Annotated in this window: 5 protein-coding genes and 1 pseudogene; 2 read left to right on the forward strand and 4 right to left on the reverse strand. The window is 69.8% G+C overall.

The window, feature by feature from the left end; all coding sequences use genetic code 11:
• A partial coding sequence (locus tag ACGFNN_RS34545; protein WP_393561888.1) for an ATP-binding protein occupies nt 1-515 on the reverse strand: 515 nt, incomplete at its 3' end.
• Between the two features lie 166 nt (nt 516-681).
• On the opposite strand from ACGFNN_RS34545, the pseudogene ACGFNN_RS34550 reads away from it, so the two are divergent.
• Both ACGFNN_RS34550 and ACGFNN_RS34555 read left to right on the forward strand, forming a co-directional pair.
• Nucleotides 682-1,522: pseudogene (locus ACGFNN_RS34550) on the forward strand (DUF5753 domain-containing protein).
• Nucleotides 1,519-1,704 carry a DUF397 domain-containing protein gene (locus ACGFNN_RS34555; protein ID WP_393561889.1) on the forward strand — a complete coding sequence of 62 codons (186 nt, stop codon included), beginning with the start codon at nt 1,519-1,521 and terminating at the stop codon, nt 1,702-1,704. The pseudogene ACGFNN_RS34550 and the gene ACGFNN_RS34555 overlap by 4 nt, the downstream one beginning before the upstream one ends.
• 39 nt (nt 1,705-1,743) lie before the next feature.
• Here ACGFNN_RS34555 and ACGFNN_RS34560 read toward each other — a convergent pair whose 3' ends face one another.
• The 3 genes from ACGFNN_RS34560 to ACGFNN_RS34570 are packed head-to-tail and all read right to left on the reverse strand — an operon-like array spanning nt 1,744 to nt 15,112.
• A complete protein-coding gene (locus tag ACGFNN_RS34560) occupies nt 1,744-5,901 on the reverse strand; it encodes an Eco57I restriction-modification methylase domain-containing protein (protein ID WP_393561890.1) in 4,158 nt (1,385 codons plus the stop codon).
• A complete protein-coding gene (locus ACGFNN_RS34565; protein WP_393561891.1) occupies nt 5,901-8,822 on the reverse strand; it encodes a DEAD/DEAH box helicase in 2,922 nt (973 codons plus the stop codon). Before ACGFNN_RS34565 ends, ACGFNN_RS34560 begins: the two co-directional genes overlap by 1 nt.
• Before the next feature lie 29 nt (nt 8,823-8,851).
• Nucleotides 8,852-15,112, reverse strand: a complete 6,261-nt coding sequence (locus ACGFNN_RS34570; RefSeq protein WP_393561908.1) for a protein kinase — start codon at nt 15,110-15,112, stop codon at nt 8,852-8,854.
• Between the last annotated feature and the right edge of the window lie 45 nt (nt 15,113-15,157).

Below are 15,157 nucleotides of genomic sequence, written 5' to 3' on the forward strand. Positions count from 1 at the left end.
CGACAGGGGGCAACAGTCATGCCGGGCCCGGAGGCCAGCGGCCCTCTTGCAGGACCGCGAAGAACATAACGGGGGGGGGGGGGGGCGGAGGTCCGGGAGACCGCTGCCCACACCGTCTTGCCGCCCGGGGGGAACGGGACGACGCCCCACCGGTCGGCGATCCCGTTCACCAGCAGAAGCCCCCGGCCGCCCTCACCGTCCGGCGCTCCCTCCGGCAGCGCCGGCAGGCGGTCGCCCCGCGCGTCGGTGACCTCGATGTGAAGGGCGCGGGGTGTGCCGCCGAGCGGGAGCCGCGGTCGGAACCCGCGCCCCGGCACCCGCCCGTGCAGTACGGCGTTCGCGGCGAGCTCGGCGACGATCTGCTCGGCACGCTTGGTGACGTCCGCCGGAACGTTCCAGGTACGGAGCTCCGCCCCCGCGAACAGCCGGGCGAGCCGGGCGCCCCTGCGGGTGCCGGAGAGCAGCTGGCTGAACATGCGCTCAGTGGCCGGAGCTTGAGTCGTTGTGCGGTTCATGGTGACCACGGTGGTGGTCGCGAGGGGGCGTACGCGAGAGAGGAGCCTCGTACGCGCGGTCAGCGTACGGGCACACTGGGTGGACAGTGCGAAACGTCGGCCGTCACTCTGGGTGAATCCATCGCGGGGGAGGGCTCGCGGGGTGCGCACGTGGAGGCGGCTGTACATGGCGGTGCACGGCGGCGACGGTGAGCGGGAGCCGGACCCCTCCGACAGTCTGCGGACGTTCGGAGCGGTCGTCCAGGCCCTGAGGGAACACGCGGGCCTATGCCGGACCGAGTTCGGCACGCTGATCCGGTTCTCCAAACACACCGTCGAGTCGGTGGAGCTGGGCCGTCGCATGCCGGACGAGGTGTTCGTGGAGCGGGGGGAGGTCGCTACCGGCAACATGGGTGCGCTGAGGAAGGCGGCGCAGCACCTGTCGCGCGGCGAGCCGGGGTTGGCGGCGTGGTTCAGGCGGTGGGCGCGGCTGGAGCGGGTGGCGGTGAGCCTGTGTACGTATGAGTGCAGGGCTGGTGCCGGGGTTGTTGCAGTCGGAGCCGTACGCGCGGGCGGTCTTCGAGGGCACCATTCCGCTGGTGCCGGACGAGCAGGTGGAGGTGCTCGTCGCCGCCCGGCTTGAGCGCCAGAAGATGCTGCGTGAGCGGCCGACCGTCCCGTTCAGCTTCATCGTGGAGGAGCACGTCTTCCGGCGCCGGTTCTGCGACGTGGGGAGGGTGCGGGAGCTGCTCGACTACGTGCTTGAGCAGACCGCTCTGCGTAACGTGACGCTCCAGATTGTGCCGCAGGAAGCCGGGTTGCACGCCTGTCTGGACGGGCCAGTTCAGCTCATGGAAACACCGGAGCGGAGGCGCCTCGCGTACTTCGAGGGGCAGCAGAACGGGCGGTTGATAGGCGACCCGAAAGAGGTGGGCCTGCTCCAGCAGCGCTATGACACACTGCGCTCGCAGGCCCTGAACCCCAAGGAATCGAGGGGTCTGCTGGAGCGACTGCGAGGAGAGCTATGACTACGACGGATCTCGTCTGGGTCAAGTCCAGCTACAGCGGCACCCAGGGTGACAGCTGCGTGGAGGTGGCCGTCACTGAAGCGGCCATCCACGTACGTGACTCCAAGGACCTGGCGCGCCCCGATTTCTCCGTCGGCCGCGACGGTTGGACGCAGTTCGTCCGGTACGCCGGGCGCGGCTGAGCCCCCGTCTGGTGGGCTCAGCCGCGCTGCGGCGACGGCTCAGCCGGCCTCGGGCCGGGCCTCGTGCCGAGGCCCCTGGCCCGGGGGTGGGGTGAGGGTAGACGTGTAGTTTTTTCCGTCGATCAGAGGTGTCTCCATGGTGAGACCGGCCTCGGTCATGCGGTCGTACTCGGCGAGGACGAGGCGCTTGGTGCGGTACTCGCTGTACTTACCGATCTCGTTGTTCTTGAGCCCGCCGTTCTCGGTCTGGAAGGACTCCAGGATGTAGTCGGCGTCCTCGCGGGAGACCCCGTAGAGGTGGAGGAAGTACGCGTCGAGCTCGGCGCGGAGCTGGGTGCGGCGGTCTTCGTTCCAAATGAATGGCGCGCCGGTGTCGCTGAGGTCAACGGCAAGAGGCTCCATCTCCCACGAGCTAAAGACGAGTTCGAGTACGCGCGGGGTGATGAAGGCGGTGTGAGGGATCAGTTCGTCCGGGCGTGGGACGGGAAGCTGCTTCCAGATGAACAGCATCACGCTCACAGCACCGACCTTTTGGCGGCACACGTAGTCGAACACGAGTGAGCTCTGGCCAGCGATCAGTGCAGCCACGAGATTGGTTGCGACGCGCGGGAGCATCAGAGGGAACTTCTCCACGGCTGCGGACTTCGGTACGAACGCAGGGATGGCCGTTCGTTCATCGGTTGACCTAGCTACGTTGCGCCAGCCCAGCAGCCATTCGTGTTCCCATTCGAGCTCCGCCAGTCGCATAGCGACGCCCGGGACGCTTACCTGCTCGTTCCTACGGCGTGTGGGAACGCGCCCCTCATCCTGGACCCAGTAGCGGGGTTCGGTCACGCCATACGGGTCCTTCTTTGTCTCCGTCGGGACACGCTCGAAATCGTTGTTGCCAGTGCCGCGATATCGATTCCAGCGGTGATCGAAGTGGTGGATCATCTTGCCGTCGTACTGCGGCAGCATCCGCTCCGCATCGCGCACGAAGACGTTCCCGTCAAGGGCCCAGCCGCTCGATTCCAGCTGATGACGGGTGCGGAACAGGTCTGAGTCATCGGTCGTGTTGAAGTGGTTCTTGAATGCGATATTCCAGGGATTGCCCTCCTTGTGTCCCTCCCTCACCAGAATCGGAACCCGCCGCTGAATCGCCGCCGTGAGATCCGCGTCCCTCCGCGTCCGAAACACCGGCAGCGTCCCCGTGTTCGGGTTGATGAGCGCGATTTCCTCAGGCGAAAGGGCGAACACAGCCCCGCCGTCGGCCAGCTCGTCCGGGTGCCCCAGGAAGAACGCGAACTGTGCCGCCTCCTCCCGCGTACCGCGACCCGTCAACGAGATCAGGGCGAACTGGTAGCTGGCGTGAACCGCCGGGAACAGCCTCTCCCGCTTGCCGTTCTCGAAGTCGTACAGGTGCTTCACCGCACCCCGTCGCGTCAGGTCCTGGAACAGGAACTGCGCACCCGCGCCCGTGGCGATCTGCGTCGGTACGACCGTCCCGCACCGCCCTTCCGGTGCCGTCACCGACACGAACCGCTCCGTGAACAGCTGATCCGTCTGCAGCGAGTTGACGCCCTTGACCGACAACCCCTTCCGCAACTGCGGATACGCCCCCGACGACCCCAGGAACAGGAACGACGACTTCACCCGCCGCCGCGCCGCCGCGTACCGTTCCCCCTCCTCCGGGTTCTCCGCCGCCCACTCGGCGATCGCCGTGCGCCGCGCCGTGCCCGAGATATCCGCCAGAGTCGGCTCGACCACGCTGAAGTACTTTTTATCCTCGAAGTCGACCTTGTCCCACGGCGGGTTCCCCAGCACACAACTGAAGCCCCCCGCCCACCCCGTCACCGGATCGACCCCCTCCGGCGCCGGGTCCTCCGGCACGTTGAAGATCTCTGGGAACTCCAGGTGCCAGTGGAAGAAGCGGTACTCCTGGCTCAGCCGGACGATCTCGTGATGTGTCTCCTCCGGTGCGCCCGCTTCCTTGTCCTCATGAGACTGAAGCGCCTTGAAGATGCCCTGCGTCACCGGCACCGGAGCGGTGTCGGTCTTCTCCCACATGAACGCGGCGCACCACGCGTTCGCGATGTGAAGCGCATCGCGGTACGCGGGGGACTGCTCCCACGCGTGGTAGCGCTCAGCCAGCGCCCGGACCTGTCCCAGCTTGTCCGTGGGGGAGCTGTCTACGAGCGTCCGCAGCTCCGAGGCGAACTTTGCGTTCGTCACGCTCACCATGGCGGCTTCCGTGGCGTCCAGTGTGAAGACGCCCTTGTGCTGCTCCTTGTTCTCCCGCTGCCACCTGCGAGCGACGGCGGCGTCGTCACCTTCCACCGCCTTGAATGCCTCCTCGGGGATCCCGCCCCGCAGCAGCGCCGGCGTCGCCCCGATGAGCCCGTTTCCCAGCTTGACGTGCGCGTCGAGGAAGCCCAGCGCCTTGCCCGGTTCCAGGGCCTCCATCCACAACGACACCTTGGCCAGTTCCACGGCCATCGGGTTGAGGTCGACGCCGTACACGCACTTCGCCACGACCTCGTGGAGGGCGTGCCGCACGCTCTCCGGCGTGGGCTCCGGCGTGTTGTGGCGTACCGCCGCCACCCGCTTGGCGATACGCCGTGCCGCGGCGACGAGGAAGTGGCCCGAGCCGCAGGCCGGGTCGCAGACGGTCAGGGTCAGCAGCTCGGCGATGATCGTCTCGGCCGCTTCGGTTCCCGTCTGACCGGCCTCGGCCGCCCGCAGCTCGCCGCGCTCCTGGGCCTTGTCGATCACCGGGTCGAGCGTCGAGTCGAGGAGGACGTCGACGAGGGAGCTCGGCGTGTAGTAAGAGCCGGTCTTCTTGCGCTCGTTGCCCGCCCGTACGACCAGTTCGAAGGAGCGGTTCTGGGCGCTGTACTTGGGTACGAGAGCGAGCAGCGATTCGTAGATCGCGCCCAGTTCCTCGGCGTCGAGGGTGCGGTAGTCGACCTTCCGCCAGCGGCCGGCCTCCGTGTCCCGTACGACGGAGAGATGCCGTACCGCGGCGAGCAGATGCTCGTTGGAGAGGCTCATGCCACGCAGCGGGGCGTCCGCGTCCGTCACGTCGAAGAGGCCGCCGAGGCCCGGCAGGCCGAGCTCCGGACGTCCCGCCTCGTCGCCGAGGGCGTCCAGGACCAGAGTCAGCGCCTGGTACCGGTCCGTGTGGGAGGTGCCACGGCGACGGCGGGAGTGGTCACGCAGCCGGGAGGTGGAGAAGTACGCCGCGTAGCGCTGTCGAGCGTCCGGGGCCGTCTCCTCCGGGTGCAGGGCGTCGCGGTCCTCGGCGACGAATACGAAGAGGAGGCGATAGACGAGCCGCAGCAGGGCCGCGTGGTAGGCGTCGGCCTTGAGCCCTTCCCGCAGGGCGGTGTTGGCCGGGTGCTTCAGGAACCCCGTACCGAGCTCCTTGAGTGCCTGCCGTACGCCTTCGCTTATGTCGTCCAGGAAGCGTGCGCCGAGGCGGATCGCCGCGTCCCGCCAGACTTCCAGCCAGCAGTTCCACTGCGTCGCGGCGCCGTCCGGGGAGCCGAACCGGGAGGCGTGCAGCAGCCGGTACAACAGGACGAACTCGCTGAACAGTTCGCCGTCGAAGATCGCCTCCAGGTCGAACTCGACGTACGACGTGGTGGCGAGCGCGTTGGAGTCGCGCAGCAGCCGGAGCTTGCGGCCGTTCGTCAGCAGGGCCCAGATGTGCGGGTCCGTGCGGTTCAGGGCCTCCTGGAGGAGCGACTGCGGAGCCGCCACTCCGGCACCCTGGCGCTTGTCGAACTTGGTGTCCCAGGCGGTGATGTGCACGAGCGTGTTGTCCCGGCGGTGGCTGACCGCCCACGTCCTGCTGCCGTCGGAGGCGACGATGCCGTCCGGCCCGACCGGGCTGAGGCGACCGAACCCGAGGGCCTCGAAAAGGGGCTCCACCCAGTTGGCGCGGGCGTAGCCGGTGCTGTCGGGGCGTACCGACGCCTCCGGTTCGGCGGGGAGCTTCTCGCGCAGCTCGCGCCACAGCGACTTGAGGTTGTCCCAGTGGCGCTCGGCCTCGTCACGGACGGACCGGGAGCCGGCGATGCGGTAGTCGGCGGGGGCGAGACCCCGCAGGTCCTTGGAGGACTTGGCCTCGGAGATGCGGACCAGCATGTCGGCCGGCAGCAGTGCGCCGACCGTGTGGACGGCGGTGAACACCTGGTTGCGGTTCGTGGAGGACATCAGGCGGACACTCCGGCGGAAGCGGCCGCGGCGGCGGCGGGAGCAGCGGGCAGGTAGACGTACGTGCCGAGGATGTCGGCGGGCTTCTGGGCCGTGACCGTCAGGCCACGGACGATCTCGCCCGACGCGGCGCGGACCCGGCGGTGCGAGGCGTCGAGTTCGGCGGCCAGCTCGTCGCCGTACGCCGCCACATGGTCGGCCACGTCCGGGAGCTGGCCGAGGATGCGGGTCATGGTGCGCTCACCGAAGTGCGGGTCGGTGTTCTCCGTCGCCGAGGCGTCGAGGAGCTCGACGGCTTCCTCCTGCCCCAGCCACACCGCGTTCTTCGGGGCACCCTGGAAGGCCAGGAGGCGGGTGTCCTCTGCGATGAGCTGCTTCTCGCCGTTGCGGGAGGGCAGCGTGAGGTGGAAGCGGTAGCGGACGAGGAGGAGCGTCGTCCGCGTGGCCACCGCGTCCGTGGTGATGACGCCGCAGCGGCGGGCCGGGCGGGCGCCGTCCGCCTCCGGGTCGAGGGCGGTGTTCAGGACGTGCGCGGCGAGCGCGCCGACCACCGGGTCGGTGCGGACCAGAGCCGCCTCGCCGCGTCCTACGGCCGGGTCGGCGCGGAAGGGGATGGGCCGGTCGTTGTCGACCGTGTCCACGCCTACGAGCGGCGCGAGCGCGTCCCGCAGACCGGCGGGTGTGCCGCCGACCTGCGCGGTGAAGTCCTCGCCGCTGTCGCGCAGGACCGCGTTGAGGGCCTGGAGGGAGTGACGTACGAAGGTGCGGATCTCGCCCGCGCCGCCCAGGGCCTCACGGATCGCGACGACCTCCCGGGCCACCTCCTCGGGGTGGATGGAGCGCTGGGCGAACCGCGAGCGGGACTCCTTCTCCCGTTCGGCGGCCGAGTTCCAGTCGCTCTCGAGCCGCTCCGTGCTCACCTTGAACGCGTCCGCGCCGAACAGCGCGTCCTGGTCCTCCCGTCCGCGCATGAGCAGCCACTCGACGATCGCGTCCGTCACGCCCGTGGACATCTCGTCGGGGACGGACACGGAGATGCCCAGGTCCTTCTTGATCTGCCGGTGCTTCTTGATCAGCACCTCCAGGACCTTGCCGTCGATCCCGTTGTCCGCGCCGTACAGGGTGATGACGCGGACCTCGTCCCGCCGCTGGCCGTAACGGTCGACGCGACCCTCGCGCTGGTCGTGGCGGGTCGGGTTCCAGGCGAGGTCGTAGTGGACGACGGCGTCGAAGTAGTGCTGGAGGTTGACGCCCTCGGAGAGGCAGTCGGTGGCGACCAGGACACGGCGGGCGGCGGGGTCGTCGCCCGCCTGCTCGGCCAGCTTCTCGATCCGCTCGATGCGCTGCTGGGGCGAGAGCGTGCCGGTGACGGCCTCGACGGTGGCCTTGACGCCGCCCTTGTCCCTGAGCTTCTCGGCCACGTACTCGGCCGTGGGAATGTAGCGACAGAAGACGATCGGGTGGTAACCGTCGGCGAGCAGTGCCTTGAGGTGCTTGATCAGCGCCTTGAGCTTGAGGTCCTGTTCCGTTCCCTCCAGCTCGGCAGCCCGGTCGGCGAGCTCCTGCAGGCGGGCGCCGGCCTCGTCGGTCTCCGCGCCGGGGGCCACGTCCATGCCCTCCAGGCTGTCGCTGTCGGAGGCGTCACTGTTGAGGGGGGAGCCGAGCCGGTCGGCCTCCTCGGCGGACGCGGCCACCGCCGCGGCCGAGCGCGTGCGCAGGGTCTGGGATGCCGCCCGGGGCGATGACACGAGGGAACGCAGCAGGGCGATCGCCGACCACCAGGCGATCCGGGCCTCCCGCTTGCCCCGGGCGCCCGCCGCTTCGACCCGGTCGCTCGCGTAGGCGATGGCGTCGTCGAGCAGGGCCCGGTAGGCGGGGGACAGCTTGTACGTCTCGTCCTTGAAGTAGCGGTCCGAGGGGAACGCGGTCCGCTCGGCCAGGCTGTCGTCGCCGAGCCCGTCCTCCTTGGTGAGGTACTGGCGTACGTCGGCCCGTTTGCGGGCCACGAAGTGCGGTGCGAGGAGCTTCCGTCCTGCTTCCGACTCCAGGTTCACCTGGGCGAGCTCCGGCTTGACCAGGCCGAGGAGGTTGCGGAACGCGGACTCCTTGCCGCTGTGCGGCGTGGCCGTCACCAGGACCAGGTGGCGGTTCTCGTCCTCCGCGACGCGGCGCAGCAGCTCGTAACGGAGCTGGTTCTGCGCCCCGGCCGACACGTCGTCGGCGGCCACACAGGTGTGGGCCTCGTCCACGATCACCAGGTCGGGGCAGTGTCGGACGAAGTCGTCACGGTGACGCGGGGACTTGATGAAGTCGGTCGACACGATCACGTTCGGATGCCGGTCGAAGAGCGACTGACCCAGGTCCAGATCGCGTTCGAGGCGGGAGACCGTGGAGGCCAGGACGAGCTCCGCGTCGATCCCGAACTTGGACCGCAGCTCCTGCTGCCACTGCTCGGCGAGCGCGGGCGAGCAGAGCACGGCCAGGCCCGTGGCCTCACCCTGGGCGAGGAGTTCACTCGCGATCAGACCCGCCTCGACGGTCTTGCCGATGCCGACGTCGTCCGAGATCAGCATCCGGACCGTCTTGTGCCGAAGCGCCATGAGGAGGGGCACGAGCTGGTACGCGCGAGGCTCCACCGCGATGCCGGCGAGCGAGCGGAACGGGCCCGCCCCGGACCGGAAGCCGATCCGCAGGGCGGTACGAAGAAGCCCGGCCGCGCGCTGGTCGCCGAGGTCGTCGGCCTCGGGCGCCGCGAACTCGGCCCCCTTGACCTCCTCCAACGCCGGGAACACCGCGGCGATGTCGTCGTCGGAGCCGCCCAGTGGGCGCAGCACCAGCAGATCGGGCGCGCTCTCGGGGAGCACCACCCACTCGCGGCCGCGGGCCGTCACCAGGGATCCGGCCGTGTACGTGAATGTCATGTGGATCGTCGAGTCCTCGTGGTGAACGGTCAGTTGGCGGACGGGGTGCCGAAGTAGCGGGCGTGCGGGGCCACGATCTCGTCCCAGTCCGCGTCGTGCGGGAAGCGGACGAAGTCCCAGCAGGCGTCCAGGAGCCGCTCCTGCGCGTCCTCGTCGCGCAGCGCGGTCGTCTCCGTGTCGGGGCCGTCGACGAAGACGGCGAGGTTCACCCCGGGAAGCCGGTACACGTAGTCGGCGAGGACGTTGGCCTCCGTGATCAGGGTCTCCTTCTCATCAGGGAGTCGGAGCCCGCGCGCGCTCAGCCAGGTCACCAGGTTCTCCTGCGCGATGGCCTCGGCCACCGCGGTCTCGGCCACGGTCGGCTCCTCCGGTGTCCGGTCGAGCAGTCGCCGGAACTGCTCGGAGCGTGACTCGCCCCGCGCGTCCTTCGTGGTCTTCGCCGACGCCAGACGGACCAGGGCGTCCCGCACCGTGTGTCGGTTGATCAGAGAATGGTTGAGCTGGTTGCCGTACGTCAGCAGGCATTCGTAGCAGCCGAGCGCGCACGGCCGGTCCGGGTGCGGACCACCCTGGTCCGTACCGTCCTCGCCGAAGTGGCAGATGGCCAGCGCGTGCCGGGCCGCCTTGGCCAGCGCGTCCTTCTCGGCCTGGAGGCGGCGCAGCACGCCCGCACCGCCCTCCGCGGCCTCGGTGAACAGGATGCGGCGCCGCGGACCGTCGTCGGGGGGCAGCAGCTCGCTGTTGAGCTCCGCGTCCTCCAGCTCGAACGCCGCCTCGATGCCCCGCTCCAGCGCGTACATGAGGGACAGGGCGATCGGTTCGGGCAGGGCCTCGTCGAGGGTGAGGACGAGGATGTTGCGGCGGTCCTCGACGTACGGGATGACACGCTTCTTGCGGCGCCGCTCGTTGCCGTCCGCGTCGATCACCGGCAGCTCGCTGGAGTCGCCGGACGCGTCCGCCGCGTCGCGGTCGTTCATCCAGCGGCCGTCGGCCAGGTCCAGCCAGTAGCCCGGCGGCTCGTCGTTCTTGGCGCGGACCCGGCCGGTGTTGGTGATCCGCACCGTCGCCGAATCCCCGTACGTGAGTTCGGCGACCGGAGCACCCGAGGCGTCGGCGACCGAGGCGTTGAGCCGGCCCTTGCGGGTACCGCGGTCGTGGAAGCGGTACGACGTCTCCAGCCGGAAGCCGGCGCGGCGGCGCTCCTCCTCGTCGGAGGAGATCCGCTCCCGGCGGGTCGTGTACACGGTGTGCAGCTGGAGCAGGCCGTACGTCGCCGAGCCCAGCGGCTCCTCGCACATCTCACAGCGGTCGGCCCGGAGTTCCGGGTCGTGGTGGTAGCCGCAGTATGAGCACCGGCGGGCCTCGCTGGTGGCCAGGTCGCCCGAGGAGTCCGGCGGGAGCTGGATCCGCGTCACCTGGTAGCGGGCGCCCTCGTGGTAGATCAGGGCGCCAGGCCCGAACTCGCGGATGGCGAGGAAACGGGGCCGCTGGAGGTAGTCACCGTCGCCGCGCCTGCGGCCGACCGTCGGGATGTACGCGGCGAGGGGGAGCCGCGGGAAGCTGTACCCGGGCAGGAAGCCCTCGGACGCCAAATACCGGTACGGGTTGAAGTCCGAGAGGACCGACTTGCTGTCGGCGCTCTCGTTCATCAGCAGATTGAGCTGGGTCTCCGCCTCGCGGCGCCGGGCGTTGGCCCGGATCCGGTCGCCCTCGGTCAGGCTGTAGTCGAGACGGCGCCTGTTCTGGATGTACTGGTCGTCGAGCGCGGCCCGGAAGAGCTTGCGCCAGCGGTCGAAGGCCTCGTCGAAGCGCCCCGCCACCGTCCGTACCCGGTCCTGGATCCACTCGTCGTACCACCAGGTCGTCTCCGAGAAGTCCCGCAGCAGCGGGCCGAGGACGCGCTGCGCGGAATCGACCGTACGGTCCTGGGCCGCCCGGTCGAGAGAGGCGGCGAGGATCTCGGGGTGGAGTCCCAGGGCGGGCGAAGGACGCTCGCCGGTGTCCGGGTAGGACACGTCGAGCACCTCCGGGATGGCACGACCCAGCTTCAGGCCGGCCTCCGCGATCCAGATCCCCTGGAGGTGTGACAGGACCAGGTCCTCGTTGGCGAGATCCAGGCGGGGCGGTGCGACCGTGCCCGCCACCATCCGCTCCGAACGACGGAAGTAGTACTGGTCGTGGCTGTTGCCGGTAGCGCAGTACGTGGTGACGAGAGCGGGCTGTCCACTGCGGCCCGCACGACCGGAGCGCTGGGCGTAGTTCGCGGGAGTGGGCGGCACGTTGCGCATCATCACCGCGTTCAGCGACGAGATGTCGACGCCCAGCTCCATCGTCGGCGAGCAGTACAACAGCTTCAGCTCCGCCTTGCGGAACGCCTCCTCGCGCTCCTCCCGCTCCTGCGGCGACACCTGGGCCGTGTGCTCGCGCGCGAACAGGCCGGACAGCGCACCGGCCGCGTCCTTGTACAGATCGCGGAAGAAGGTGTTGACGCGCGGGCCGTCCCCGCTCTGGTACGTCCGCGTCAACGGGTCGTGCGTACCCGTCTCGCCCTTGCCGGCGCGCCAGATCAGGGACTGCGCCGCCACCCGGTAGCCGGTCGGGACGGGCGCGGTGGTGCGGCGGAAGCGGCCCGCTCGCTCGGGGGCGTCCGCGACCTCCTTCACGAGGCCCGCCGCGGTGAGGACCTTGAGGAGGTTCTCGATGACCAGCTGGAGGTCGTCGGTGTCGAGCCTCCTGAACGAGGTGTCCGCCCGGCCGAGGTACTTGCCGAACTTGCCGCGTGCGGAGAGGAAGCGCGCCGAGCGGTCCAGGCCGGGGCGGGAAGGGTGGGGATAGGCGGTGCCGACCTTCGGGCGGTCCGAGGCGGACAGCACCCACGGATCGATGAGACGCTCTTCGCTGGCCCGCTGCAGGGCGTCGAAGTCCTCCCGGAAGTAGGACACGTCGATGGCGAGAGAGCGGCGCATCTCGTTGAGGAGTGCCTTCATGATCTCGGCACGCAGCGCGGGATCGGCTTCGCGCAGCGCCTCGTGCGAGCCGGCCCAGCGGTCTTCCTTGGCGGCCACCCAGTCCAGGTCCTCGTAGTCGATCTCCAGGAGACCGGTCTGCTCCAGGTTGGGCATGGTGATGCGCCAGCCACGTTCCAGATCCAGATAGAGCCGGAAAGCGATCACGTCACGAAGAGTCTTGGCGGCATTACGGGCGAGGGACGGGGCCAGATCGGTCTCACCCGTGTAGTCGACCGGGTCGAGACCGAGCGCGCTGCCCACCAGGGAGGCGAGGTCCTCGTGGTGGATGCCGTCCTCGCCCGCGTCGAGCGCCGCCCGGTACAACGCCCCGCGCAGCTGCGTGATCTGGACGAAGTCGTTGAAGTGACCGGCCTGGAGCGAGGCGTCCTGCCGATTGTCGACGAATGTGAGGAGCTTGCGCGCCTCCTTGTCGAGGGATTCCTCGGGAACCGACTTCAGCGACCGGACCACCGAGGCGGAAATCAGCGACGTCGCCGAGGAACGGCCCTCCTGGTCCAGGGTCGCCAGCTTCGCGAAGTCCTTGCCGCGGGTCTGTTCGTAGGCCACTCCGCAGTGCAGGCAGAACAGGAACGGCGACGGGATGAACGCGGCCCGCAGCTCGCCCTGACCCTCGTGCCCTCGCGGGTCCACGGTGACGGCACGCGGCACCCGGTCGCGGTACGACCTCTTGACCACCTCCTGCCCCCGGTCGTCCAGCTCCAGCCAGGATTCGGGCAGACGGCGGTCGTCCACCGCGTACTGGACGCCCGTGGGCCAGGGGCGGTCGTGGTCGACGTACAGGTAGCCATCGCCCTGCCGACCGCCGGTCGCGGAGGTGTCCCGCCGCGCCTCGTAGCGGACTTCCCCGTCCTTCTCGGTGCGCCAGACCGTCAGGTACTCCTGGCCGCACTCGCGGCAGAACGCCAACGGCATCAGCAACTTGCCGCCGCTGTTGGGCTGTTCGAGCTGGTAGGAGCGGGTGAGGTGGCGGGTGAGCTTCTCCTCCAAGGTGACGTACACGGTGTCGCCCTTGGAGAGGAACTGGTGGAGCCGGAACGCGAACAGCGGCCGCTCGGTCACCGGATGCCGGGCCTCGGACCCGGCCTCCAGGGTGGCGCGGATCGCCGCCACGCACTCCTTGGCGTCGACCTCGGAAGCCTCCGCGAGTTCCTGGGCCGCGACCTCGATCTTCGCGGGCTGTTGGCGTACCAGCCGGCCGGCGTCCACGGCCAGGCCGAAACGGGTCTCGATCCAGCGGGCCAGCGGGTCCCGTACCAGATCCGCATAGGCACGGGGGGCCGCAGGTGCGCGCAGTCGCTCCGCCGCGACGGTGTCCGGCGCCTCGTGGGTGGCCCGGACCAGCGTTTCGACGATGACGTTGCGAGGGTGGACCGGCGTACCGAAGAGCGTGGTGGCGGTGTCGGCGACGACCTTGCGCTGGTCGTCGACGGTGCCCTCGGTGGACATGGTGGCGGAGGTGCCGACGCACTGGAGGCGCTGGGCCTGGCAGGCCTCGCGGACCCGGCGGATCAGCAGAGCGACGTCGGCGCCCTGCCGTCCGCGGTAGGTGTGCAGTTCGTCGAAGACGAGGAAGTCCAGGCCGCGGGCCATGCTGATGAGGCTGGCGCGGTCGGCCGGCCGGGTCAGCATCAGCTCCAGCATCACGTAGTTGGTGAGCAGGATGTCCGGCGGGTTGTCACGGATCTCCTTGCGACGTGCGTCGTCCTCCTGCCCGGTGTAGCGGGCGAAGGTGACCGGTTCGTGGCCACTGCCGTAGCCGTCCCGGAGGTACTTCTCCAGTTCCTTCAGCTGGCTGTTGGCGAGCGCGTTCATGGGGTACACGACGATCGCCCGTACCCGCTTGGCCGCCCGGGGCCCTGCGGCCTCCCGTTCTCGCAGCACCCGGTCGACGATCGGGACGATGTAGGAGAGGGACTTGCCGGAACCGGTGCCGGTGGTCAGGACGTACGAGTCACCGGAGGCGGCGGCGTCGATCGCCTCGCGCTGGTGCTGGTGCAGGGTCAGCGGGCGTCCGTCGCACACCGTGCCGCCGGGGGTCTTGCGGGACTGGAAGATCTGGGCGCACTCGCGGTGCAGCACGCCCTGGCCCGCCAGCTCGACGACCGTGCCGCCGCTCGCGAAGAACGGGTTGAGGGACAGCCAGGGGTCCGGCCACTGGGACTTGGCGTTGAGGTCGTCCTCGACGAAGGCCGCGATCCTGTCGTCCCGGATGACGGTGCCGCCCTCGGTGAAGGAGCGGTAGTCCTCGATGAGCTTGTGGTGTACACCGAAGACGTCCATGCCGGCCCCCGCGGCGGCGATGGCGCGCGGGCGTTCCTCCACGACCGACGTCGCTGTCGTGGTGGTCACGGCTGTGGTCGCCGGGCGGAACGTGCGGACAGGGTCGAGCGCACTCCAGTGGGGGAGCGCCGCAGTCTTGTCAGCAGGGTCCGTACCGTCCGCGGCGCGGGCCTCGTCGAGCAGGGGCAGCAGGGCGTCGCGTACGGCGACCGCGTCGGCGGGCCGCTCGGCCGGGTCCTTCGCAAGAAGTCGGTCCACGAGTCGTACGAGGCCGGAGGGCGTGGCGGGCCGCGCGATCCGGACGGACGGGGGCACCTCTTCCACGTGCTTGCGCCCCAGCTCGTACGCGGAGCCGCTGGTGAAGGGCGGGACGCCGGCCAGCATCTCGTACAGCACGCACCCGAGCGCGTACAGGTCGGCGGCCTGTGTCACCTGGCGGGCTTCGAACTGCTCCGGGGCCATGTACCGGGCGGTGCCGACGCTGACGCCGGTGCTGGTGAGACGCGTTTCCTCCGGGTCGTCGGCGATCCTGCCCATGCCGAAGTCGAGGACCTTCACTGTGCCGCCCGTGACCAGCATGGTGTTCGCGGGCTTCAGATCGCGGTGGACGACGCCCGCCGTGTGTGCGGCGGCGAGGCCGGAAGCGATCTGCGCGCCGATCGCGACGGCCCAGGAGACGGGGAGCTGTCGCTCCTCCTCGATGAGGTCGCGCAGGGTCTCGCCGTCCAGGTACTCCATGACGAGGTAGGGGCGACCGCTGTCGGCCTCGTCTACGCCGCCGTCGATGAGCCGGGTGAGGTTGGGGTGGTCCAGACGACGCATGATCCGGACCTCGCGGGCGAACCGCTGGATGGCCTTGCTCTCAGGGCCGGTGTCGACCAGAGCGCCGGAGCGGCGGCGGAGCACGGTCTTCACGGCGACGGTGCGCCCGGGGTCGCCTTCGGTTCGGTGCAGGTCCTCGGCGCGGTGGACCTCCCCCATGTTCCCCGCCCCGATGACTCCCGTCACACGGAACCGGCCCCCGAT

The sequence above is a fragment of the Streptomyces sp. NPDC048590 genome, assembly GCF_043199535.1.
Lineage (GTDB): Bacteria > Actinomycetota > Actinomycetes > Streptomycetales > Streptomycetaceae > Streptomyces.

Excerpts from the sequence above, each read along its gene's own strand:
- ACGFNN_RS34555 (WP_393561889.1), top strand. The coding sequence starts at position 1,519 with ATGACTACGACGGATCTCGTCTGGGTCAAGTCCAGCTACAGCGGCACC.
- ACGFNN_RS34560 (WP_393561890.1), bottom strand. The coding sequence starts at position 5,901 with ATGTCCTCCACGAACCGCAACCAGGTGTTCACCGCCGTCCACACGGTC.
- ACGFNN_RS34565 (WP_393561891.1), bottom strand. The coding sequence starts at position 8,822 with ATGACATTCACGTACACGGCCGGATCCCTGGTGACGGCCCGCGGCCGC.
- ACGFNN_RS34570 (WP_393561908.1), bottom strand. The coding sequence starts at position 15,112 with ATGGGGGAGGTCCACCGCGCCGAGGACCTGCACCGAACCGAAGGCGAC.